The 22,766-nt window shown below is 72.0% G+C and carries 23 protein-coding genes and 1 riboswitch; of the genes, 7 read left to right on the top strand and 16 right to left on the bottom strand.

Annotated elements, in window-relative coordinates:
- Window positions 1-6: 6 nt before the first annotated feature.
- Window positions 7-906 carry a carbohydrate kinase family protein gene (locus tag ACWGO8_RS02180; RefSeq protein ID WP_452041502.1) on the bottom strand — a complete coding sequence of 300 codons (900 nt, stop codon included), beginning with the start codon at window positions 904-906 and terminating at the stop codon, window positions 7-9.
- Window positions 890-1,807, bottom strand: coding sequence for a pseudouridine-5'-phosphate glycosidase (locus ACWGO8_RS02175; protein ID WP_452041501.1), 918 nt, complete (start codon window positions 1,805-1,807; stop codon window positions 890-892). The genes ACWGO8_RS02180 and ACWGO8_RS02175 overlap by 17 nt, the downstream gene beginning before the upstream one ends.
- Before the next feature lie 91 nt (window positions 1,808-1,898).
- On the opposite strand from ACWGO8_RS02175, the gene ACWGO8_RS02170 reads away from it, so the two are divergent.
- Genes ACWGO8_RS02170 through ACWGO8_RS02160 form a run of 3 tightly spaced genes read left to right on the top strand, consistent with a single transcriptional unit; the run spans window position 1,899 to window position 4,488 of the window.
- Window positions 1,899-2,825 carry an ABC transporter ATP-binding protein gene (locus tag ACWGO8_RS02170; RefSeq protein WP_452041500.1) on the top strand — a complete coding sequence of 309 codons (927 nt, stop codon included), beginning with the start codon at window positions 1,899-1,901 and terminating at the stop codon, window positions 2,823-2,825.
- Window positions 2,822-3,658, top strand: coding sequence for an ABC transporter permease (locus ACWGO8_RS02165; RefSeq protein WP_452041499.1), 837 nt, complete (start codon window positions 2,822-2,824; stop codon window positions 3,656-3,658). The genes ACWGO8_RS02170 and ACWGO8_RS02165 overlap by 4 nt, the downstream gene beginning before the upstream one ends.
- Window positions 3,655-4,488 (top strand): ABC transporter permease, encoded by an 834-nt coding sequence (locus ACWGO8_RS02160; RefSeq protein ID WP_452041498.1) that lies wholly within the window; start codon window positions 3,655-3,657, stop codon window positions 4,486-4,488. The genes ACWGO8_RS02165 and ACWGO8_RS02160 overlap by 4 nt, the downstream gene beginning before the upstream one ends.
- Before the next feature lie 14 nt (window positions 4,489-4,502).
- On the opposite strand, the gene ACWGO8_RS02155 is transcribed toward ACWGO8_RS02160, so the two are convergent.
- Complete coding sequence (locus tag ACWGO8_RS02155) at window positions 4,503-6,503, bottom strand: glycosyltransferase (RefSeq protein WP_452041497.1); 2,001 nt, start codon at window positions 6,501-6,503, stop codon at window positions 4,503-4,505.
- Window positions 6,504-6,533: 30 nt separating this feature from the next.
- Window positions 6,534-6,848, bottom strand: coding sequence for a hypothetical protein (locus tag ACWGO8_RS02150; RefSeq protein ID WP_452041496.1), 315 nt, complete (start codon window positions 6,846-6,848; stop codon window positions 6,534-6,536).
- Between the two features lie 200 nt (window positions 6,849-7,048).
- Between ACWGO8_RS02150 and ACWGO8_RS02145 the strand changes: the two genes are divergently transcribed.
- Complete coding sequence (locus ACWGO8_RS02145; RefSeq protein WP_452041495.1) at window positions 7,049-7,402, top strand: hypothetical protein; 354 nt, start codon at window positions 7,049-7,051, stop codon at window positions 7,400-7,402.
- 85 nt (window positions 7,403-7,487) lie between these two features.
- Here ACWGO8_RS02145 and ACWGO8_RS02140 read toward each other — a convergent pair whose 3' ends face one another.
- From ACWGO8_RS02140 to ACWGO8_RS02105, 8 genes are all read right to left on the bottom strand, one after another.
- The gene (locus ACWGO8_RS02140; protein ID WP_452041494.1) at window positions 7,488-7,913 is read right to left on the bottom strand and encodes a hypothetical protein; all 426 of its coding nucleotides are present in this window, start codon (window positions 7,911-7,913) and stop codon (window positions 7,488-7,490) included.
- 194 nt (window positions 7,914-8,107) lie between these two features.
- Window positions 8,108-9,529: an MFS transporter gene (locus ACWGO8_RS02135; RefSeq protein WP_452041493.1), complete on the bottom strand. Its 1,422-nt coding sequence runs from the start codon at window positions 9,527-9,529 to the stop codon at window positions 8,108-8,110.
- A 181-nt stretch (window positions 9,530-9,710) separates the two neighbouring features.
- Window positions 9,711-10,067 (bottom strand): hypothetical protein, encoded by a 357-nt coding sequence (locus ACWGO8_RS02130; protein ID WP_452041492.1) that lies wholly within the window; start codon window positions 10,065-10,067, stop codon window positions 9,711-9,713.
- An 86-nt stretch (window positions 10,068-10,153) separates the two neighbouring features.
- A complete protein-coding gene (gene ribH / locus ACWGO8_RS02125) occupies window positions 10,154-10,624 on the bottom strand; it encodes a 6,7-dimethyl-8-ribityllumazine synthase (protein WP_452041491.1) in 471 nt (156 codons plus the stop codon).
- The gene (ribA, locus tag ACWGO8_RS02120) at window positions 10,621-11,919 is read right to left on the bottom strand and encodes a GTP cyclohydrolase II (RefSeq protein ID WP_452041490.1); all 1,299 of its coding nucleotides are present in this window, start codon (window positions 11,917-11,919) and stop codon (window positions 10,621-10,623) included. Before ribA ends, ribH begins: the two co-directional genes overlap by 4 nt.
- On the bottom strand, window positions 11,916-12,584 hold the full coding sequence (locus ACWGO8_RS02115; protein WP_452041489.1) for a riboflavin synthase: 669 nt from the start codon (window positions 12,582-12,584) through the stop codon (window positions 11,916-11,918). The genes ribA and ACWGO8_RS02115 overlap by 4 nt, the downstream gene beginning before the upstream one ends.
- Window position 12,585: 1 nt before the next feature.
- Window positions 12,586-13,626: a bifunctional diaminohydroxyphosphoribosylaminopyrimidine deaminase/5-amino-6-(5-phosphoribosylamino)uracil reductase RibD gene (gene ribD / locus ACWGO8_RS02110; RefSeq protein WP_452041488.1), complete on the bottom strand. Its 1,041-nt coding sequence runs from the start codon at window positions 13,624-13,626 to the stop codon at window positions 12,586-12,588.
- A gap of 74 nt (window positions 13,627-13,700) precedes the next feature.
- Window positions 13,701-13,846, bottom strand: a riboswitch (FMN riboswitch).
- Between the two features lie 61 nt (window positions 13,847-13,907).
- Window positions 13,908-14,891 (bottom strand): sugar-binding transcriptional regulator, encoded by a 984-nt coding sequence (locus ACWGO8_RS02105; protein WP_452041487.1) that lies wholly within the window; start codon window positions 14,889-14,891, stop codon window positions 13,908-13,910.
- 148 nt (window positions 14,892-15,039) lie between these two features.
- Here ACWGO8_RS02105 and ACWGO8_RS02100 point away from each other — a divergent pair, with 148 nt between their 5' ends.
- The 3 genes from ACWGO8_RS02100 to glpK all read left to right on the top strand — a co-directional run bounded on the left by ACWGO8_RS02100 (window position 15,040) and on the right by glpK (window position 19,376).
- Window positions 15,040-16,788 carry a glycerol-3-phosphate dehydrogenase/oxidase gene (locus ACWGO8_RS02100; RefSeq protein ID WP_452041486.1) on the top strand — a complete coding sequence of 583 codons (1,749 nt, stop codon included), beginning with the start codon at window positions 15,040-15,042 and terminating at the stop codon, window positions 16,786-16,788.
- Window positions 16,789-17,021: 233 nt separating this feature from the next.
- Window positions 17,022-17,795 carry an MIP/aquaporin family protein gene (locus ACWGO8_RS02095; RefSeq protein ID WP_452041485.1) on the top strand — a complete coding sequence of 258 codons (774 nt, stop codon included), beginning with the start codon at window positions 17,022-17,024 and terminating at the stop codon, window positions 17,793-17,795.
- 66 nt (window positions 17,796-17,861) lie between these two features.
- On the top strand, window positions 17,862-19,376 hold the full coding sequence (gene glpK / locus ACWGO8_RS02090) for a glycerol kinase GlpK (RefSeq protein ID WP_452041484.1): 1,515 nt from the start codon (window positions 17,862-17,864) through the stop codon (window positions 19,374-19,376).
- 178 nt (window positions 19,377-19,554) lie between these two features.
- On the opposite strand, the gene ACWGO8_RS02085 is transcribed toward glpK, so the two are convergent.
- Genes ACWGO8_RS02085 through ACWGO8_RS02070 form a run of 4 tightly spaced genes read right to left on the bottom strand, consistent with a single transcriptional unit; the run spans window position 19,555 to window position 22,759 of the window.
- Window positions 19,555-20,301, bottom strand: coding sequence for an HAD family hydrolase (locus ACWGO8_RS02085; RefSeq protein ID WP_452041483.1), 747 nt, complete (start codon window positions 20,299-20,301; stop codon window positions 19,555-19,557).
- Complete coding sequence (locus ACWGO8_RS02080; RefSeq protein WP_452041482.1) at window positions 20,298-20,879, bottom strand: GNAT family N-acetyltransferase; 582 nt, start codon at window positions 20,877-20,879, stop codon at window positions 20,298-20,300. The genes ACWGO8_RS02085 and ACWGO8_RS02080 overlap by 4 nt, the downstream gene beginning before the upstream one ends.
- A gap of 1 nt (window position 20,880) precedes the next feature.
- A complete protein-coding gene (gene trpS / locus ACWGO8_RS02075; RefSeq protein WP_376956514.1) occupies window positions 20,881-21,891 on the bottom strand; it encodes a tryptophan--tRNA ligase in 1,011 nt (336 codons plus the stop codon).
- Window positions 21,892-21,919: 28 nt separating this feature from the next.
- Window positions 21,920-22,759, bottom strand: coding sequence for an exodeoxyribonuclease III (locus ACWGO8_RS02070; RefSeq protein WP_452041481.1), 840 nt, complete (start codon window positions 22,757-22,759; stop codon window positions 21,920-21,922).
- Window positions 22,760-22,766 lie beyond the last annotated feature (7 nt).

Raw genomic sequence — 22,766 nt, 5'->3', positions numbered from 1 at the left:
CGTTGTTCAGGAGCCGCCGGGCGTCGCGTGCGCGCCCGGGTTCGCGAGCACGGATGCCGCGCTCGCATGCCCGGCGAGGCAGGCCGCCGCGGCGTCCGCCCCGCGCAGCACGGCGGCGAGGTACCCGGCCGCGAACGCGTCGCCCGCGCCCGTGAGGTCGCGGATGTCGGGGACGGGCGCGACGTCGACGCGGTCCGCGAGAGCACCGCGCACGATGACGTCGGTGGGCAGCGGCCCGTGCTTCACGACGACGGTGTCGGCGACGGATGCCGCGACCGCCCCGCCGCCCGCCAGGCCGAGCAGCGCCGCCTCGTCCTCGTTCGCGAACACCAGGTCGGGCGCGATCGACCGGAACAGGTCGAGTGCGACGTCGGTGCCGAGCCCCGCGATCAGGCCCGTCGACGACGCGTCGACCGATACGCGGATGCCGCGCTCCCGCGCCACCGCGGCGAGGCGCACGAGCTCGTGCCGCATGGGCTCGCACTCGAGGCCGTACGCCGGAAGGTGCAGCCACGCGACGCCGTCGAGCCACGCGTCGTCCACGTCGGCCAGCAGCGCGGAGGCGCCGCGGTCGGGGAACATCGTGCGCTCGCCGTCGGCGTCGATGAGCAGCACGACGGTGCCCGTGCGGCCCTCGCGCTGCACGCGCACGTCGACCCCGGTGGTTGCGAGGCCGTGCGCGAGCGCGTCGCCCGCGGCATCCGCCCCGACCCGGCCGATGAAGCGCGTCGGCACGAGCGGTGCGGCCAGGGCGGCGACGTTCGCGGCGCTGCCGCCGCGAGCGCGGAACACCCGCGCGGCCGTGTCGGTCGCGACGCGCAGCGGCTCGTCGGCCCACACCACGATGTCCTCGACGAGGTCGCCGACGACCGCGAGGAGGCCCCTCGGCTCAGCCGGCGACGGCACGCGCGATCTCCGCGCCGAGGGCGACGTTGCCGCGGTACACCTCGAGGTTCACCTCGAGGCTGCGCCCGCCGGTCGCGCGCTGCACGTGGTCGAGGAGGAACGGCGTCGTGTCGTGCCCCGAGACGCCGGCCGCGGATGCCGCGTCGAGCGCCTCGCCGAGCACCCGGTCGTGGAACTCGGGATCGAGCTGCTTCGCCGGATCGACCGGGTTGGCCACGAGCACGGCCGACGCGAGGCCGAGGTCGTCGCGCGCACGGGCCAGCGCCGCGGCATCCGCGGGGCTCTCGATGCGGTAGTCGAGCGCGAAGCCCGAGTCGGCGACGTAGAACCCCGGGTAGTGGTCGGTGCGGTAGCCGACGACGGGCACGTTCAGCGACTCGAGCCGCTCGAGCGTCGCGCCGATGTCGAGGATCGACTTCACGCCGGCGCTGACGAGCGTGATGGGCGTCGTCGCGAGCGTGCCGAGGTCGGCCGACTCGTCGAACGTCTCGCTCGCGCCGCGGTGCACGCCGCCGAGGCCGCCCGTCGACATGACGCGGATGCCGGCGCGATGCGCGAGCCACGCGGTCGCGGCGACCGTGGTGCCGCCGTCGAGCCCCTTCGCCCGGGCGATGGGCAGGTCGCGCACGCTCACCTTCACGACGCCGCCGGCGGTGCAGAGCCGTTCGATCTCGGCGGCGGACAGGCCGACGACCGGCATGCCGTCGACGACCCCGATGGTTGCGGGCAGGACGCCCGCGTCGCGCACCTGCTGTTCGGACGCGAGCCCCACCTCGAGGTTGCGCGGGCGCGGGAGCCCGTGGGTCAGGATCGTGGACTCGAGCGCGAGCACCGGGCGGCCCTCGTCGACCGCGGTGCGCACCTCGTCGGACACCCGGATCGCGGGCGGGGGAGTCTGCATGAGGTCATCGTAGGCGGGCGTCGTGCCGCCGTGGCGGGCCGCCGCGGCATCCGTTCGCAGATGTCGGTGGCCGAGGCTACGGTGGGATACCGTGCCAGCACCTGTCATCGTCGCCCGGAACCTGGTCAAGCGGTACGGCGACTTCGCCGCCGTCGACGGCATCTCGTTCGAGGTGGCGCCCGGCGAGTCGTTCGGGCTGCTCGGGCCGAACGGCGCCGGCAAGTCGACGACGATGCGCATGGTCGGCGCGGTCTCCACTCGCACCTCGGGCGACCTCGAGGTCGTCGGCCTCGACCCCGACGTGCACGGCCCCGAGATCCGGTCGCAGCTCGGCGTCGTGCCGCAGTCCGACAACCTCGACACCGAGCTGCGCGTGCGCGAGAACCTCCTCGTGTACGGCCGCTACTTCGGCCTGCCGTCGCGGCTGATCGCCACGCGCGCCGACGAGCTGCTCGCGTTCGCCCAGCTCGCCGACAAGGGCAAGGCGAAGGTCGACTCGCTCTCGGGCGGCATGAAGCGGCGGCTCACCATCGCGCGCGCCCTCATCAACGACCCGCGCGTGCTGCTGCTCGACGAGCCCACGACCGGCCTCGACCCGCAAGCCAGGCACATCCTCTGGGATCGCCTGTTCCGCCTCAAGGAGCAGGGCACCACGCTCCTGCTCACGACGCACTACATGGACGAGGCCGAGCAGCTCTGCGACCGGCTCGTGGTCGTCGACAACGGCGCCATCATGGCCGAGGGCACGCCCGCCGAGCTCATCCGCCGCTACTCGTCGCGCGAGGTGCTCGAGGTGCGGTTCGGCAGCGACCGCAACAGCGAGGTGGCCGAACGGCTGACCGGCATCGGCGACCGCATGGAGGTGCTGCCCGACCGCATCCTCGTCTACAGCGACAACGGCGAGTCCGAGCTCGTACGCATCACCGAGGCCGGCCTGCACCCGCTCACGAGCCTCGTGCGCCGGTCGAGCCTCGAGGACGTCTTCCTGCGCCTCACCGGACGGAGCCTCATCGAATGAGCGGCGACGTCTCCACCGGCGTGCGCAGCGACACCGCGCGGGCGCTCGCCGCGGGCCGCCGCTCACGCCGCTGGGGCGCCTGGTACGTCGCGCTGCACCGCTTCCGCGTGATGCGGAGCTACACCGGCACGGTCGTCGTCGCGGGCATCGGCAATCCGCTCATCTATCTCTACGCGCTCGGCGTCGGCCTCGCCACGATCGTCGACACCGACCTCGACGGCGTGAGCTACCTCGTGTTCGTGGCGCCCGCGCTGCTCGCGAGTGCCGCCATCACGGTCGCGAGCGAGGAGTTCACCTACCCGATCATGCTCGGGTACAAGTGGAACCCGACCTTCACGGGCATGAGCGCGTCGCCCCTGCGGCCCACGCAGATCGTCGACGGCATCGTGATCTCCGTCGCCGTGCGCATGACCGTGAACCTCGTGCTGTTCTTCGCGCTGATCCTGGTGTTCGGCGCCGCGCCGTCGCCGATCGCGTTCCTCTCCATCGTCGCGGGCCTGCTCGGCGGGCTCGCCTTCGGCGCCGTGCTCATGGGCTACACGTCCACGCTCGAGGAGGACACCGGGCAGCTCGCCATGGTCATGCGCTTCGTCGTGCTGCCGATGACGCTCTTCTCGGGCACGTTCTTCCCGCTGTCGACGTTCCCGATCTGGCTGCAGTGGATCGGCTGGATCTCGCCGCTGTGGCACAGCACCGAGCTCGCACGCGTCTTCTCCTACGGCTACGCCGAGCCCATCTGGCTCACGATCGTGCACGTCGCCTACCTCGCCGTGCTCATCGTGGTCGGGTGGGCGTGGTCGCGCCGCATCGCCGTGCGGAGGCTGAACCGATGACCGACCTCACGCAGCGCGACCGGGTGCGGCCCGGCGCAGGGTCGCGCCCGGTGCGCTCGCTCTACGCCGGCAACGCCCGCGCGGTGATGCTGCGCGGCTGGCGTGCCACCCGCAGCACGAACTGGCTCGTGATCGTGAGCGGCTTCTTCGAGCCGATCTTCTACCTGCTCGCCATGGGCATCGGGCTCGGCACGCTCGTCGGCACCGTCACGACGACGGGCGGCCAGCAGGTGCCGTACGCCGCGTTCATCGCGCCGGCGCTCCTCGCGACGGCCGCGATGAACGGCGCGATCTACGACTCCACGTGGAACGTGTTCTTCAAGATGCAGTTCGCGAAGCTCTACGAGGGGATGCTCTCCACCTCGCTCGGCCCGCTCGACGTGGCCCTCGGCGAGATCATGCTCGCCCTGCTCCGCGGCGCGCTGTACGCCGTCGGCTTCCAGCTCGTGATGCAGGTGCTCGGGCTCAACCTCTCGTGGTGGGCGCTGCTCGCCGTGCCGGCCGTGCTGCTCATCGCGTTCGGCTTCGCGAGCCTCGGCATGGCGATCACGAGCTACATGAAGACGTTCCAGCAGATGGACTGGATCAATTTCGTGATGCTCCCGATGTTCCTCTTCTCGGCCACGTTCTACCCGATCACCGTCTACCCCGAGTGGCTGCAGGCCGTCATCCAGGCGCTGCCGCTCTGGCACGGCGTGGAGTTGGTTCGCGGCCTGACGACGGGCGACGTGAGCTGGGGCATGCTCTGGCACGTGCTCTACTACCTGGTCATGATCGCGATCGGGCTCGTGTTCACGACCCGGCGGCTGCGCGCGCTGTTCCTGGACTGAGCCGGTCCGAGCGCTCACGCGCCTGCGGCGCGTCGCCGCCCGTACTCGTCGTGCGCGTAGCCGACCGCGCCCGCCAGCATGCCGAGCCCACGGCTCACCGTGCGGGCACCGCGTGCGCGGTGCACGAGCGAGCCCGCGAGCGTGCCCCAGACCAGCCGGGCCCCGCCGCCGAGCACGCGCGTGGTGCCGCGTCCGATCGCGCGGAGTCGTTCTACGAGCCTGCCTGCCCGAGTGGGGGCGAGGGCGATGCGCACGCGCGCCGAGGTGTTGCCGAACCGGAACGTGCGCGCGAGCACCCACCGACGGGTGAACCGCTCGGGCTCCTCCTGCTCGGTCACGACGGCGTCCTGCGCCCAGCGGATGGTCCCGCCGCGCCGGGTGAGCTGGAGCGTGAACATGCTGTCGCTCCCGCCGGTGAGCCCGAACCGCTCGTCGAACGAGAGCCCGAGTCGCCGCACGGCCGGAACGTCGAGCAGCAGGTTGTTCGTCGCGGCCTCGCGCAGCGCCTGGCCGTCCCGGCGCACCGGGCGGATGAACGCGCCGCTCGCGCCGACCCAGGGATGCACCGGATCGGGGAAGCGCGTGACCACGCGCCCGGCGACCGCCGTCGGTCGCATGCCCGTGAACGCGTCCACCATCGTGCGCAGCCACCCGGGCTCGGGCACCTCGTCGTCGTCGAGGAAGAGCAGCGCACCCGTTCCGTCGCACTCGGCCAGCGCGCGATTGCGCACGGCCGCGATCCCGGGCCGCGGCTCCACGACGTAGGCCGCGCCCTGCTCGCGAGCGACGGCCTCGCCCGACCCGGCCGGGTCGTTGTCGACGACGAGGATCGAGCAGCGCAACGGCGCGTCGGCCCGGGCGTTCTCCGCATCGACCTGCGCACGAACTCCCGCGAGCGCACGACGCAGCGCCTCGGCGCGGTGGAACGTGGGGATGGCGACCACGAGCTCGCGGGGGAGCGGCTGCTCCACCGGTTCCGGGGCAGGGCGGATGCCGCGGCGCCGCGCCCGTCGGTCCATCGCGAGCCGGTAGGCGGCGGCGTGGACCGCCCCCACGCCGTCCCACTCGCGGGCGTGCAGGTCGGGCGCGCCCGACGGCGGGTCGTCATGCACCGCTCGCATCGCCTCGAGCAGCTCGGCCGCGGTGAGCTCGCCGTCGAACCGATGCACCCAACCGTGACCGACCTCCGCGCTGAGGGCCCGGGAGACGTCGTTGTCGGGCACGAGCACCGGCCGATCGAGCGAGAGGGCCGCCAGGGCGGCCCCCGAGTTGTGCAGGTGCCGGTACGGCAGCACGACGAGCTCGCTCGCCGTGACGACCTCGACGAACTCGGCATCGTCGACGTACCGCAGCGCGACCGCCAGGCCGTCGAGCCGCGCGGCCGCCTCACGGAGGTCCCGTGCGACCACGTCATCGGTCGGCTCGCCGGCGATCCGCAGCGTGAGCGCCGGCGTGCCCGGGTCCGGTCCTGCGACGGATGCCGCGGCATACGCCTCGACGAGCCGCTCGACGCCCTTGTACGGCTTGATCAGGCCGACGTACCCGAGCCGCCCGGGCACGACGTCGCTCCGCGGCATCCGCTCGAACCAGGCGCGGTAGTGCCCGTGGGGGATGAGCACCGATGGGATGCCGGGCGCCTCGGGCGTCTGCGCGGAGATGCGGATGCGCACGTCCGTCGACCGGTCGAGCGACCGGTCGAGGGCGCGATCGACGGCCGGGCCGCGCGGCGGCGTGACGTTGTGCACGGTGCGCACGACCGCGATCCGTCCTGCGCGGGCGCGAACGGCGAGCGCGGCGAGGGCGGCTCGCTTGCCCGCGCGCGTCCACCGGCTGCGTCCGGCGAGCAGCGCGTCGGGCCAGTGCACGTGCAGGACGTCGTAGCGCCCGACGAGCCCCTCGCGCCAGGAGAACGGCACGTGCTCGACGGACGGCTCGGCGACCAGCGCGTCGCGGAGCATGACGAGGTAGGGATTCGTGGTCGGCCGCGGTTCCCCGAACGTCTGCATCACGCGCATCGGCGCATCCACCGCGACCTCCGGCGATCCTCAGTCCACGAGGTCGTCAGGCGGCAGCGCCCAGGCGTCGTCGAGCAGGATCCGTTCGGGCGGCGTCGCATGCCAGCGGCCCTCGGGGTCGTCGTCGGCGGCCGCGGCGAACAGCGCCGGCAGCGCGGCCTCCCAGTGCGCACGCGACTCCCACATGGCGATGCCGATGACCCGACCGCCCGCCTCCTCGCGCCACGGCCCGATCTGGATCAGCCCGGGCGTGCCAAGCGCGGCGAGGCGTACGCGGTTCATCGAGTCGAGCACCTCCTGCTCGTAGCCCGGGTTCGGGTGGTGGATCGACATGTGGATGAACATGGGCCCACGCTAGCCCGGCGCCTGTCGCGCGGCCATCCCTCCTCCGGGGCCGGGCGACGAGCCCCTCGGGCCGCTCGCCCCGGTCGCCCACGAACCGGGCCGGCGGTCGCGGGCGCCAGTGTTTCCGCGTGTGACGGCCCGCCGCGACATCCGATCCGCCCGCGCGTATCGTGGCCGGAACGAACAACCGAGGAGCACTCATGTCGCATCGCGAGCCGCACGCCGCCACCGAGCCCCGCACGGGCGCGGTCATGGGCATGCGCGGCTGCGAGTCGGCGGCGGAGTGCCGGAGCCACCGTCCGGGGCACGGCCTGCACGTCATGCAGGATCGCCTCGCGACGACGACGGCGAGCAAGTGGATCGACGCGATCGTGGTCGACGTCGACGACCAGGGCTTCGCGACGCTCGCCGACCTCGGCGGCGACGGGCTGCGCCGCGTCTGGCACCACGACGCGTTCGGCGGCACGCTGGTCGTCGGCGAGCCGGTGGCGCTGCACGGCGTCTACGGCGTGCTCGCCCGCGGCGACGAGCGCCACAGCGTCGCCTTCGCCTGATCCATCGCGTTCGCCTGCCCCTGCCGACCGCATGATGCAGGGCGCGTCGTCGCAGACCTGACGCGCCCCGGAACCTGCTCCGGACTCACGCCATCGGCATCGCCTCGCTCATGGCGCTCATCATCTTCTCCATGGCCATCACGGCCTGGTCGCACGCCATCGCGCACATGCGGCAGTGCTCGCTCATCTCGGCGTGCATCATGCACTCCGCGGAGCAGGCGCGGCACATCACGATCGTCGTCTGCATCATCGACATCATGACCTGGGGGTCCATGCCGTTCATGCGGAGCAGCATGCGCGTCATGGTGTCGCAGACGTCCGCGCAGTTCGCGCAGAGCCCGGCGCACCGGCCCATGCCCTCGCCCGCGTCCGAGTCGGCGCACATGATGCACGCCTGGGTACACGCGGTGAGGGCTTCGATGGCCTCCTGCATCATCATCGGGTCCATGTCCTTCATGGGCATGTCCGACGACGACATGGCGCCCTTCATCATGTCCATCGTCGAGTTCATCATCTGCGGCTCGCGTTCCGGGTCCCCGAGCGCCGGCGGTGCCGGCTGGACGTCCTCGGCGGCCCTGTTCGGTCACATGCTACGCCCGGCCCCGGGCGCCGAGAAGGGTCCAGTCCCAGGGTTCACGAGCACGAAACAGGGCGGATGCCGCAGCCTCGAGTGCTGCGGCATCCGCCCGTCGTTGCATGGCACCGCTAGAGCGACGCGGCCTCCGCCTGCGCCTCGGCGAGCCGGCTCTCGGCGTCGCCCGCGGCCTCGAAGTCGACGTCCTTCGTCTCCTTGGAGACGAGCAGGGCGATGAGCGTGAGCACCGCCATGACCGAGAGGTAGACGCCCACCCAGAAGGGGCTGCCGGCGCCGGCCTGCCAGAGCGCGACCGCGATGAACGGCGCCACCGCGGCGCCCAGGATCGACGACACGTTGTACGAGATGCCCGACCCGGTGTAGCGCACGTTGGTCGGGAAGAGCTCGGGCAGCAGCGCCCCCATGGGGCCGAACGTCAGGCCCATGAGCGAGAAGCCCACGACGAGCCAGAGCATGACGCCCCAGAAGCCGGCGCCGAGCAGCGGCACCCAGAGCAGGCCGAACACGATGATGCCGAGCGTGACCCAGATGAGCGTGCGGCGGCGGCCCCAGCGGTCGGCCCACGGGCCCGAGACGAGCGTGAAGACGCCGAAGAACAGCACGCCGCCGATGAGCATGAGCACGAACGTGTTGTACGAGTAGCCGAGGCCGGGCAGCGCGCCCTCGGCCGGCTCGACCGGGGCACGACCGTACGCCAGCGAGAACGTGGTCATCAGGTAGAAGAGCACGTACGTGGCCAGCATGAAGAACGTGCCGAGGATGAGCTGCTTCCAGTAGCTGCGGAACACGCTCACGAGCGGGAGCCGCTTGAGCTTGCCCGTCTTCGACGCCTTCGAGAACGCCGCGGACTCCACGAGGCGGAGCCGCACCCAGAGGCCGACGGCCACCATGACGATCGAGAAGAGGAACGGGATGCGCCAGCCCCAGTCGAGGAAGGCCTGCGACGGCATCGACGGGTCGTCGGACGGGAGGATCGCCGCGATGACGAGGAAGAGGCCGTTCGCGATGATGAAGCCGATCGGCGCACCGAGCTGCGGGAACGTGCCGTACCAGGCGCGCTTGCCCTCGGGGGCGTTCTCGGTCGCGACGAGCGCGGCACCCGACCACTCTCCGCCGAGCGCGAAGCCCTGCGCGATGCGGAGGACCACGAGCAGGAGCGGCGCGAGCCAGCCGACGGCCGCGTAGGTCGGCAGCACGCCGATGAGGAAGGTCGCGATGCCCATCGTGAGCAGCGCGCCGACGAGGGTCGCCTTGCGGCCGTGCTTGTCGCCGAGGTGGCCGAAGACGATCGCGCCGAGCGGTCGGGCGACCATGGCCGCGCCGAAGACGGCGAACGACGAGAGCAGGGCGGTCGTGGGATCGCCCGTTGGGAAGAAGAGGTGGGGGAAGACCAGCACCGCCGCCGTCGCGTAGACGTAGAAGTCGTAGAACTCGATCGTCGTGCCGATGAGGCTGGCGAGGATGACGCGACTACGGGGATTGGCTGGGGTGGTGGCTGCGGCCGTGGCGGCCGCCGAACTGGATGAGGACATCGCCTGCGAGACTCCGTGGAACTGGTGGATCGACTCCACGACGGGCACGTCGGTCAGGCGTATGCGGGCCGCGAAGGGCTGGGAATCGTCGCTTGTGGCAACCGGACAACAGTACGCCCGCCGCATCCGGGAGGTCGAACCGGATGCGACGAGCGGTGTGGTCGGTGCGGTGAACGGCGGGTCAGCGCCAGGCGACGGCGATGACGATGTTCGCGAACGTGAGCGCTCCGACCGTCCAGAGCGCCCAGCTCGGCGCCGGGTCCTTCTTGCGGTACACGAAGACGAGCACCGTGATGATGATCGCGACGAGGAGCTTGACGCCGATCTTGATGTTGTTGATCTCGAACAGGTCGCCGATCTCGATCGTCGCCACGAGCAGCAGGCCGGTCACGATCTGCGTGAGCGCGCCGCGCCACATGATGGGCAGCACAGTGCCCTTGCCCTGCGCGATCGCCTTCTGTTGCACCAGGAACCCGCCGAACAGCATCGCGAGGCCGACGAAGTGGAGGATGAGCAGGATGATGCGCAGGACGTCCATACCCCGAGCCTAGGACTCGGGCGCCCGTCCGCACGACCGGAATCGGCCCGTCCGGGCCGGAATCAATCGAAGGTCGGAGCCGCGGCTCAGGCCCAGACGGCGCGCAGCACCCGGGCGGTCGCGATCGCCGCCTCCGCGGCCTCGCGACCCTTGTCCTCCTTCGAGCCGGGGAGCCCGGCGCGGTCGAGGCCCTGCTGCTCGTCGTCGAGCGTCAGCACGCCGAACCCGACCGGCTTGCCCGTGTCGATGGCGACGCGCGTGAGCCCGTCGGTCGCGGCCGACGAGACGTACTCGAAGTGCGGCGTGCCGCCGCGGATGATGACGCCGAGCGCCACCACCGCGTCGGCGCCCGCCTCGAGCGCGGCCTTCGCCACGACGGGCAGCTCGAAGCTGCCGGGCACGCGCACCAGCTCGTACGATGCTCCGGATGCCTCGAGCGTGCGCGTCGCGCCGGCGATCAGGCCGTCGCTGATCTCGTCGTGCCAGCTGCCGGCGACGACCACGACCTTGAGGCCGGTGCCGTCGACGTCGAGGGTGGGAGAGCCGTGACCGCTCATGATGCGTGTCCTTCCAGGAGGGCCTCAGCCGCGGCATCCGTCAGCTGCTGGTCGTCGATCGCGTGGCCCATGCGGCGACGCTTGGTGTCGAGGTAACCGGTGTTGACGGCGCCGACGCCGACCACGAGGGGGAGGCGCTCGGCCACCCGGATGCCGTGGGACTCGAGCTGGCGCACCTTCTCGGGGTTGTTCGTGAGCAGGCGCACGGTGTCGATGCCGAGGTCGGCGAGGATCGCGGTGGCGGCGCCGTAGTCGCGGGCGTCGATGGGGAGGCCGAGCGCGAGGTTCGCGTCGAGCGTGTCGAGGCCGTCCTCCTGCAGCCGGTAGGCGCGGAGCTTGTTGATGAGCCCGATGCCCCGGCCCTCGTGCCCGCGCAGGTAGACCACCACGCCGCCGCGCTCCTGGATCTCGCTGAGCGCCGTGTCGAGCTGCGGCCCGCACTCGCACTTCAGCGAACCGAACGCCTCGCCGGTCAGGCACTCCGAGTGCACGCGCACCACGGCCCCTGCGGCGTCGTTCGCGGGATCGCCGGCGATGATCGCGACGTGGTCGGCGCCCGTCGAGCGGTCGCGGTAGGCGCGCACGGTGAAGACGCCGTGATCGGTCGGCAGCGAGGTCTCCACCTCGAACTCGACGCGCGACGATTCGGGCACCACGGCGGGCGCCCCCGTGAGGGCCTGGCCCGTGTGCCACTCGTCCATCCACTCGACGAGCGCCTCGACGGTCGTGACCGGCAGGCCGTCGCGGGCGCCGAGCTCGATGAGCCCGGGCAGGCGCATCATCTCGCCGTCGTCGGCGACGATCTCGCCGATGACGCCGACGGGGGAGAGGCCCGCGAGCAGCATGAGGTCGACGGCCGCCTCGGTGTGCCCCGCGCGCTCGCGCACGCCGCCGTCGACGGCGCGCAGCGGCAGGATGTGGCCGGGGCGGATGAGGCGGTCGGGCGTCGACGCCGGGTCGGCGAGCACCCGCAGCGTGTGCGCGCGGTCGGCGGCGCTGATGCCCGTCGACGTGCGGTCGGCCGCGTCGACCGAGATCGTGTACGCCGTGCCGCGCACGTCCTGGTTGCGCTCGGTCATGAGCGGGAGCTCGAGCTTGTCGGCGATCGCGTTCGTCATGGGCGCGCAGAGGAAGCCGCTCGTGTGGCGCACCATCCACGCGATCCACTCCTGGGTCGCGAACTCGGCCGCCATGATGGCGTCGCCCTCGTTCTCGCGGGCCTCGTCGTCGGCGACGATGACGGGCTTGCCGGCGCGCAGCGCCTCGAGCACCTCGGGGATCGTGGCCAGGCTCATGCGAGACCTCCCGCCCCGGCGACGGCCGGCTCGGCGGCGAGCGACGACGGCAGCGAACGGTGCACGTCGAAGCGCAGCATCCGCTCGACGTGGCGGGCGAGGATGTCGGTCTCGATGTTGACGAGGTCGCCCACCTCGCGTGCGCCGAGCGTCGTGGCGGCGAGCGTCTCGGGGATGAGGGACACCTCGAACCACGAGCCCGACGGCTCGTCGCCGAGCGCGCTGACCGTGAGCGAGACGCCGTCGACCGCGATCGAGCCCTTGTCGACCACGAGCGGCGCGTGGGCGTCGTCGAGCGAGAAGCGGATGACGCGCCAGGCCTCGCCCGGGCGCACCTCGAGCACGCGGGCGGTGCCGTCGATGTGGCCCTGCACGATGTGGCCGCCGAGGCGGTCGCCCACCTGGGCGGCACGCTCGAGGTTGACGCCGAGGCCCTCGCGCACGCCGTCGAGGGTGGACATCGCGAGCGTCTGCGCCATGACGTCGGCGGTGAACGACGCGTCGTCGAAGTCGACGACCGTGAGGCACACGCCCGAGACGGCGATCGAGTCGCCGTGCTTCACGCCCTGCACGGCGAGGGGTCCGCGCACGGTGAGGCGCGCCGCGTCGGCGCCGCGCTCGACGCGCGTGACGGTGCCGAGCTCCTCGATGATTCCGGTGAACATGTCAGTTCCCTTCGGTCGGTCTGGGGTGGGCGATGACCAGGAGGTCGTCGCCGAGCCGCTCGACGGCGGCGAGTTCGAGGCGGACGGCGTCGGCGATGGTCGCCACGCCGAGGTCGCCGAGCGCGAGTCGGGGTCCGCCGAGCAGGGCGGGCGCGAGGTAGACGAGCACCTCGTCGACGAGGCCGGCCGCGAGGAATGCGCTCGCGAGGGTCGGCCCGCCCTCGACGAAGAGCGAGCGGATGCCCCGGCGCTGCAGTTCGTGGAGGTCGGCGGCCAGGTCGGCGCCCTCGAGGAACATGGGTGCGTGCGGATGCCGCGACACGGCCGCCTCGGCGGGCACGGGGCGTCGCCCGAACACCACGGGCACCGGCTGGGCGTCGAAGAACTCGCCGCCGGGCGTCCGCGCGGTGAGCGCGGGATCGTCGGCGAAGACGGTGCCGGTGCCGACGGCGATGGCGTCGGCCGCCGCGCGGCGGCGGTGCACGTCGGCGCGGGCCGCGGGACCCGTGATCCACTGGCTCGTGCCGTCGGCAGCCGCCGCGCGGCCGTCGAGCGTCGACGCCCACTTCACGGTCACGTGCGGACGGCGGTGCCGAACGGCGAAGAGCCAGTCGTCGATCACGGCCTCGGCCTCGTCGGCCAGCACCCCGGCGGTGACCTCGACGCCGGCGGTGCGCAGTCGGTCGGCCCCGCCGGCCGAGTGGTCACCGGGATCGGCGACGGCGTACACGACGCGGGCGATGCCGGCGTCGACGAGCGCCTCGGCGCAGGGCCCCGTGCGGCCCGTGTGGTTGCACGGCTCCAGCGTCACCACGGCGGTGGCGCCCTCGGCGGCGCCGGGCGCGAGCTTCGAGAGCGCGTCGACCTCGGCGTGCGCGGTGCCCGCGCCGCGGTGCCATCCCTCGGCGAGCACCTCGCCGTGCGGGGAGAGGATCACGCAGCCGACGCGCGGGTTCACGCCGGTGGCGGGGCCGCGCATGGCGAGCTCGAGCGCACGGCGCATCGCGGAGGCATCCGCCATGGTGTGCTCACCGGTGGTCATCTGGGTCCCGTCTTCCTCGGGCTCCGGGGATGCTCGGCGATGCCGTCTGTCGTCGACCACGCATGGCGCAGCCGACACGTGCCGCCTCCCATCCGGACTTTCACCGTCGGTACCGGAATTCCACCGGTTCAACCGCTCGCTCGAGGCCTCTCGACCCCGCGCTCGCGGCTCGCGGACTTTCACCGCCGGTTCGGACTTGCACCGACCCCGGAGCACGTTTCTCGTGTCGATTCTAGGTCAACGCGCCGACGCGCCGACTATTCCCCGACCCGTGGCGACGCTCAGGGCTCGACGAGCGCGCGAGCGGTGCCCTCGTCGACGATGAGATCGGTGATGAGCCCCGCCGCGAGCGCACCGCGCAGGCTCGGCAGCTTCGCCCGGCCGGAGACGACGCAGATGCGTCGCGGCGCGCGACGGAGGATCGCGAAGTCGGGTCCGGTCGCACGGTCGTTCAGGGCGATGCCCTCGCTCGTGCCGTCGGTGCGGTAGAACACCGTCGCCACGTCGCCGACCACGCCCTCGCGGCTCAGCGCCTCGTAATCGGACCGCTCGAGGTAGCCGCCCTGGTAGACGTGGCTCGGCACCTCGGCGAACGGGGAGCCGACGCCGAAGATCGCCACGTCGAGCCGCGCCTGCAGGTCGAGGAGGCGGCGGGTGCTGCGCTCGCGCCAGAACGCGCGCTTCGTGTCCGGGTCGTCGAAGAACGCCGGCACGGGGAACTGCTGCACGCGCGCGCCGAACGCGTCGCCGAACCGGCGCAGCAGCTCGCTCGCGTAGAGGATGCCGGTGGTGCGCAGGTTGCCGGCGCCGTTCAGCTGCACGATCTCGGTGTTGTGCGTCGCCTTCGGCACGAGGTGCCGGCTCATCGCCGTCATCGTCGATCCCCACGCGACGCCGATCATCTGGTTCGAGTCGACGTACTGGCCGAGAATCCGTGCAGCCGACAGGGCCACCCGGTCGAGGCGGTCGACGTCGCTCGCGTGGTCGGGCACCGGGACGACGTGCGCGCGCACCTCGTGCCGCTCGAGGATCTCGTGCTCGATCCGGCTCGGGAGGTCGAGCGGGGAGTGGATGGAGATCTCGACCAGGCCGCTGGCCCGGGCATGGCTCAACAGGCGCGAGATCGAGGATCGCGAGGTGTGCAGCTCCGACGCGATGGCGTCCATCGTGAGGTCCTGCATGTAGTACAGGTGGGCGGCCCGAAGGGCGTCGCGCGTCTTGCCCGAGACGGTCTCGGGTGCGTGCTGGTCGTTCTCGAGGTTCATGCGACTCCTTGCACATATGTGCACGCGGCTTGCAACTGCGTGCGAGCGTGCTCACGATGTATTCATCCACACCGGCCCCGCCCAGCGCAAGCCCGGCGATGCCGCGGATCCCGCATCGAGAATCGACCGCATCGAGAAGAGGACAGCGATGTCTGCGAACCCCACGACCACGTCTCGTCACGACCGCTCAGGGCGCCTGCGCCCCGAGGTCGCCGCGCTGCGCGCACGGCCCGCCGCCGATGTCGTCATCATCGGTGGAGGCATCAACGGCCTCGCCACCTTCCGGGACCTCGCCCTGCAGGGCGTCGACGTCGTGCTCGTCGAGCAGGCCGACTTCGTGTCGGGGGCGTCGTCGGCGTCGTCGCACATGATCCACGGTGGCATCCGCTACCTCGAGAACGGCGAGTTCCGGCTCGTGCAGGAGTCGGTGCAGGAGCGCAACGCGCTGATCCGCCTCGCGCCGCACTACGTCAAGCCGCTCGAGACGACCGTCCCGATCTTCTCGACCTTCTCGGGCGTCCTCTCGGCCCCGCTGCGGTTCCTCACGCACCGGCAGGGCAAGCCGACCGAGCGCGGGGCGGTGCTCATCAAGAGCGGCCTCACCATCTACGACGCGTTCTCGCGCGACGGCGGCTCGGTCCCACGGCACCGGTTCCACGGCCGTCGACGCTCGCTCGCCGACCTGCCGGCGCTGAACCCCGACCTGAAGTACACCGCGACCTACTACGACGCGAGCATGCACGACCCCGAGCGCCTCGCACTCGACGTGCTGTTCGACGGCCTCGCCGCCGGGCCGCACGCCCGCGCGGTGAACCACGTCGCAGCCGTCGGGCTCGGCGCCGACGGCGTGCGCGTGCGCGACGGCCTCACCGGCGAGGAGTTCGCGATCGCCGCCGACGTCGTCGTCAACGCGTCGGGACCCTGGACCGACCTCACGAACGCGGGACTCGGCCGGCCGACGACGTACATGGGCGGCACGAAGGGCTCGCACATCGTGCTCGACCACCCCGAGCTGCTCGCGGCGACCGGGGGACGCGAGATCTTCTTCGAGCACGAGGACGGGCGCATCGTGCTCATCTACCCGCTGAAGGGCCGCGTCATGGTCGGCACGACCGACCTCGAGCACGACATGCGGGAGCCCGCGGTGTGCACCGAGGAGGAGGTCGACTACTTCTTCGAGCTCATCGCGCACGTTTTCCCAGGCATCCTGGTCGACCGCTCGCAGATCGTCTACCGCTTCTCGGGGGTCCGCCCGCTGCCGCGGCACGACGACACCCAGCCGGGCTTCGTGAGCCGCGACTACCGCATCGAGCGGGTCGAGGTCGCCGAGCGGCCGGGCACGACGCTGCTCAGCCTCGTCGGCGGCAAGTGGACGACGTTCCGCGCCTTGGCCGAGCACCTCTCCGACGAGGTGCTCGGGCTCCTCCGCCGCGAGCGGCTCCGGTCCACCGCGGGTCTCGCGATCGGCGGCGGCGCGGGCTTCCCGGCCTCCGACGACGCGCGCCGCGTGTGGGTCGTGTCCCACGCCGACGAGGTCGGCCGCGAGCGCGCCGAAGTGCTGCTCGACCGGTACGGCACGCGCGCAGCTGCGTTCCTCGACGACGTGGACGGCGTCGAGGACGCCGCCCTCCGGCACCACGCCGGGTACACGCGCGGCGAGATCGGCTGGCTCGTGCGCACCGAGCGGGTCGCGCACCTGCTCGACCTCGTGCAGCGGCGCACCAGCATCGCATTCACCGGCACGCTCACCGCGCCCCTCCTCGAGGAGCTGGCGGACCTCGCCGCGGCCGAGCTCGGGTGGGACGCCGAGCGGCGCGACGCCGAGGTCCGCGAGGCGCGATGGGTGCTCGCCGAGCGCCACGGGGTCGCGATCGCCGAGTCCTCGCTGGTCGAGTAGCGGGCCGCGCGGCCGTCGGCGCAGCGCGTCGTGCGGCGTCGCGCTCCGCCTGAATCTGCACGGATGTGCACCCCGAAACCCGCGTCAGCGGGGGTCTCGGGGGATACCGTTCATCGGGGCCACCGGCTGATCCAAGCCATCGGCGCCCGGTGATCATCCCGGGGCGAGCACGCTCGCCTCGGACGCCACGGGCGCGCCGTTCGGCGCGCCCGCACTCCTCAAGGAAGGTCAACGTGGACAATCTCGGAATCGTGTTCCTCTCGGAACTCGTCGGCACGGCCATGCTCGTGCTGCTCGGCTGCGGCGTCGTCGCCAACGTCGCGCTCGCGAAGAACAAGGGCCTCAACGGCGGGTTCCTCATGGTGAACTTCGGCTGGGGCCTCGCGGTGTTCGCCGGCGTCATCGTCGCGTACGCGTCTGGCGCCCACCTGAACCCCGCGGTCACCCTCGGTCTCGTCGCGAACGGCGCCACCGAGTTCGGCAACCCCGCCTTCGGCACGGGCGTGCCGGTGGACGTCGTCTCGGTGCTCACCTACATCGGCGCCCAGCTGCTCGGCGCCTTCCTCGGCGCCGTCGTCGCGTGGCTCGCGTACAAGCAGCACTTCGACGCGGAGCCCGAGCCCGCCAACAAGCTCGGCGTGTTCTCGACCGGCCCAGCCATCCGCTCGTACGGCTGGAACCTCGTCACCGAGATCATCGGCACCTTCGTGCTCGTCTTCGTCGTGATCGGCTTCGGACGCCAGGGCGACGCCTCCGGCCTCGCCGCGCTCGGCGCGCTGCCCGTGGCGCTCCTCGTGGTCGGCATCGGCGCCTCCCTCGGCGGTCCGACCGGCTACGCGATCAACCCGGCCCGTGACCTCGGCCCGCGCATCGCCCACGCCATCCTCCCGATCACGGGCAAGGGCGGCAGCGACTGGTCCTACTCGTGGGTGCCCGTCGTCGGCCCGATCATCGGCGGGCTGCTCGCCGGCTGGGTCGCGATCCCGCTCCTGCCGCTCCTCGGCTGAGCCGCGGCATCCGCCCACCCCACCCCAACCGCATCACCCATTCACTGACAGCAACGGAGTTCTCAGATGGCTGACTACGTCCTCGCGATCGACCAGGGCACCACCTCGTCGCGCGCGATCATCTTCGACAAGGCCGGATCGATCGTCTCGACCGGACAGCTCGAGCACGAGCAGATCTTCCCCAAGGCCGGCTGGGTCGAGCACGACCCCGCCGAGATCTGGCGCAACACGGGGGAGGTCATCGGCCAGGCCCTCGGCAAGGCCAACCTGACCCGGCACGACATCGCCGCCGTGGGCATCACGAACCAGCGCGAGACCGCCGTGGTCTGGGACCGCACGACCGGCGAGCCGGTCTACAACGCGATCGTCTGGCAGGACACGCGCACGCAGGCCATCGTCGACCGGCTCGCGGCCGAGGGCGGCGTCGAGCGGTTCAAGCAGAAGGTCGGCCTGCCGCTCGCCACGTACTTCTCGGGCACCAAGATCGTGTGGATCCTCGAGAACGTGCCCGGCGCGCGCGAGAAGGCCGAGGCGGGCGACCTGCTGTTCGGCACGACCGACACCTGGGTCCTGTGGAACCTCACCGGCGGCGTCGACGGCGGTGTGCACGCGACGGATGTCACGAACGCGAGCCGCACGATGTTCATGGACCTCGAGACCCTCCAGTGGGACGACGAGATCCTCGCCGCGTTCGGCGTGCCGCGCTCGATGCTGCCCGAGATCAAGTCGTCGTCGGAGGTGTACGGCGTCGCGAACGAGCACTCGCTGCTGCGCGAGACGCCGATCGCCGGCATCCTCGGCGACCAGCAGGCCGCAACGTTCGGCCAGGCGGCGTTCGACGCGGGCGAGGCGAAGAACACCTACGGCACCGGCAACTTCCTCATCTTCAACACGGGCGAGGAGATCGTGCACTCGCGCAACGGGCTGCTCACCACTGTGGGCTACAAGCTCGGCGACCAGCCCGTGCACTACGCGCTCGAGGGCTCGATCGCGGTCACCGGGTCGCTGATCCAGTGGCTGCGCGACAACCTCGGCCTCATCTCGTCGGCCGCCGAGGTCGAGGACCTCGCGAAGGGCGTCGAGGACAACGGCGGCGCGTACTTCGTGCCGGCGTTCTCGGGCCTGTTCGCCCCGTACTGGCGGCCCGACGCGCGTGGCGCGCTCGTGGGCATCACGCGCTACGTGAACAAGGGACACATCGCGCGGGCGGCCCTCGAGGCCATCGCCTTCCAGACCCGCGACGTCGTCGAGGCGGTGAACGCCGATGCGGGCATCGACCTCTCGGAGCTGCGCGTCGACGGGGGCGCCACCGCGAACGACACCCTGCTGCAGTTCCAGGCCGACATCCTCGGCGTGCCGGTCGTGCGGCCGGTCGTGGCCGAGACGACGGCGCTCGGCGCCGCGTACGCGGCGGGCCTCGCGGTCGGGTTCTGGTCGGGCCTCGACGAGCTCCGCGCCAACTGGCAGGAGGACCGTCGATGGGAGCCCGCGATGGAATCGGGCGAGCGCGAGCGGCTCGACCGCAACTGGAAGAAGGCCGTGTCGAAGACCCTCGACTGGGTGGACGACGACGTCGACTGACGTCGACTGACGTCGACTGACGACGACTGACGACGACGACGGCGACGTCGAATCGTCGTGGAGCCTCACCGCAGGTACGGTGGGATGACGGGCCGGGTGCATGGGGGTGCGCCCGGCCCGTTCTCCGTGTCGGCGCGTCGGGAAGGGGGCGGCGCAGCCGTCGGGCGCCAGCTCGTCGTCAGCCGGCGAGCCGCGGCACGAGCAGGGGCGCCAGCTCGTCGAGTCCGGGCACCTCGAGCACGCCCGCAGCCTCCGCATCGGCGGCGTCGGACGCGTCGGGCGTCGCACCCGTGCGGTTCACCCAGACGCCGATGAGCCCGGCGCGGGCGGCGCCGATGGCGTCGGTGCGGAGCCGGTCGCCGATGTACGCGGCACCCGACACGGCCCCGGCCGTGCGGAACCGATCGACTGCCGCGTCGAAGATGGCCCGGTCGGGCTTCGTGACGCCGAGTTCGCCTGAGGCGATGACGTGCTCGACCCGGCCGTGCAGCGCGAGCCGCACGATCTTGGCCGTCTGGAACTCGAGCTCGCCGTTCGTGACGATCCCGAACCGCACGCCCGGCAGGCCGGCCGCGAGGGCCTCGAAGGCCGGGATCACGTCGTCGTGCAGCGCCCACGAGTCGCGGTAGCGCTCGAAGTACTCGGCGAACCACGCGCTCGCGTCGACGTCGTCGAGCTCCTCGCCGAACTCGCGCGCGAAGGCCGCGGCCCGCGCCCGCCGCTGGCCCTCGAAGCTCAGCGCACCGCCGAGGTAGGCGTGGTAGTGCTCCTCCTCGAGCTCGTGCCACCGCCGCGCGGCGAGTTCCTCGTCGCCCTCGTAGGCGCGCTCGCGCATGTACCGCACGATCCCGGCGGCGACCGCCTCGCGATGGGCCATGAGCGTGTCGTCGAGGTCGAACAGCACGACGGGCGCACCGGCGGTCACGCGGCCTCGCCGAGGATGTCGTTCCAGCTCGCGAACGCCGCGGGATCGGCCGGCGCCGTGCGCACGGCGTGCCATGCCGGCAGGCGTCCCTGGCCGTCGCGGGTCGGCAGGGTGGGATCCTCGGGCTGCACGCGGAGGAAGCCGGCCGCGCGGGCGACCTTCGCCGACGCCACGTTGCCCTCGACCGCTCGCCAGCGCAGCGTGGTCGCGTGACGGATGCCGCCGCCGAGCGCCCACTCGACCACGGCGATCGCCGCCTCGCTCATGTAGCCGGCACCGCGGTGCTCCGCGCCGATCCAGTAGCCGATCTCGTGCTCGCCCGACCGCACGCTGATGACGCCGAGGAGCTGGCTGCCGTGCGCGAGCCGCAGCGCCCACGTGAGCTCGGCGCCCGTCGCCCAGGACTCGGGCACGTGCACGCCGAGGAACGCCTCGGCGTCGGCGCGACGGTAGGGCCACGGCGTGGTCAGGTACTGCTCGAACAGCGGGTCCTGGCAGTACCGGGCCACCGCCTCCGCGTCGTACGGCATCGGCTCGTCGAGCACGAGCCGCTGCGTGCGGAGGACGACCGGGCGCACGTCAGCCCCGGCGCACGAAGCCGACGCGGTCGTAGACCGTGCGCAGCATCCGCTCGGCCCGCTCGCTCGCCCGCTCGGCGCCGATCGCGAGCAGGCGGTCGAGCTCCGCCGGGTCTTCGAGGAGCTCGAGCGTGCGCGTGCGGATGGGCGCGAGTGCCTCGACCACGGCATCGGCGACGTCCTTCTTGAAGTCGCCGTAGCCGCGGCCGTCGTACTCCGCCTCGAGCTCGGGGATCGGCCGGCCGGTGGTCGCCGCGAGGATGTCGAGGAGGTTCGAGATGCCGGGCTTCCCGCTCGGGTCGTAGCGCACCTCGCGACCCGTGTCGGTGACCGCGCTGCGGAACTTCTTCGCGGTGACGGCGGGGTCGTCCATGACCTTCACGAGGCCGGCCTCGGACTGCGCCGACTTCGACATCTTGGCGGTCGGCTCCTGCAGGTCGTAGATGCGCGCCGACTCCTTGGGGATGAGCGCCTCGGGCACGACGAACGTCTCGCCGAACCGGGAGTTGAAGCGGCCGGCGAGGTCGCGCGTGAGCTCGAGGTGCTGGCGCTGGTCGTCGCCGACCGGCACGAGCTGCGTGTCGTAGAGCAGGATGTCGGCCGCCATGAGCACCGGGTACGTGAACAGGCCGACCGTCGTGGCATCCGTGCCCTGCTTGGCCGACTTGTCCTTGAACTGCGTCATGCGGCTGGCCTCGCCGAAGCCCGTGAGCGTGCCGAGCACCCAGGCGAGCTCGGCGTGCGCCGGCACGTGCGACTGCACGAAGAGCGTCGAGCGCTCGAGGTCGACGCCCGCGGCGAGGTACTGGGCGGCGGTGCGCCGGGTGGCGTCGCGGAGGGCGGCCGGCTCCTGCGGCACGGTGATGGCGTGCAGGTCGACCACGCAGTAGATGGGGTCGTGGTCGTCTTGGAGGGCGACCCAGTTGACGAGCGCGCCGAGGTAGTTGCCGAGGTGGAGCGAGTCGCTCGACGGCTGCATGCCGGAGAAGACGACGGGACGGGAGTCGTTCATGCGGTGGGAGTCCTTGTCAGCGGTGGGGTCAGATGGCGTAGTCGACGACGACGGGAGCGTGGTCGGACCATCGGGCGTCGTACGTGTCGGCGCGATCGATCGCGTAGGCGACCGCGGCGTCGGCGAGTGCGGGGGTCGCGAGCTGGTAGTCGATGCGCCAGCCCGTGTCGTTGTCGAACGCCTTGCCGCGCCACGACCACCAGGAGTAGGGACCGTCGACCTCGCCGGCGAAGCGGCGGCCGAGGTCGACCCAGCCGAGCCCGGCGCCGCGGTTGTAGTCGTCGGCGTCTTCGGCGCCGACGAACCGGTCGAAGTACGCGCGCTCGTCGGGGAGGAAGCCGGCCCGCTTGACGTTGCCCTTCCAGTTGCGGATGTCGAGCGTGCGGTGCCCGACGTTGAGGTCGCCGACGACGACCGCGAGCTCGGACTGCGCGGCGAGCTGCGGCAGTCGCGCCTCCATGGCGTCGAGGAAGCGGTACTTCTCGACCTGCTTGGGAGTGTCGGCCTCGCCGGAGTGCACGTAGGCGCTCACCACCGTGACGACGCGGTCGCCCACTTCGTAGTCGGCCTCGAGCCAGCGGCCCGCGCTGTCGAAGTCGGGCGCACCGAGCTCGACGCGGTGGATGCTCGCGCGGTTGCGGCTCGCGATCGCGACGCCGGCGCGGCCCTTCGCGGTGGCCGGGTCGTGCAGGATGTCCCACTCGTCGCCGAGCAGCGCCTGCACGTCTTCGGTGGAGGCGCGCACCTCCTGCATCGCGAGGATGTCGACGTCGCGTGCGGCGAGCCATTCGCCCATGCCGCGGCGGTATGCGGCCCGGATCCCGTTGACGTTGGCGCTGACGACACGGAGCGGTTTCGCGGGGGGCATGCCTTCG

It is taken from the genome of Agromyces sp. NPDC055661 (assembly GCF_053618135.1).
Note: the sequence above shows the minus strand (reverse complement) of the source record. Positions and strands in the feature narration are given on the sequence as shown.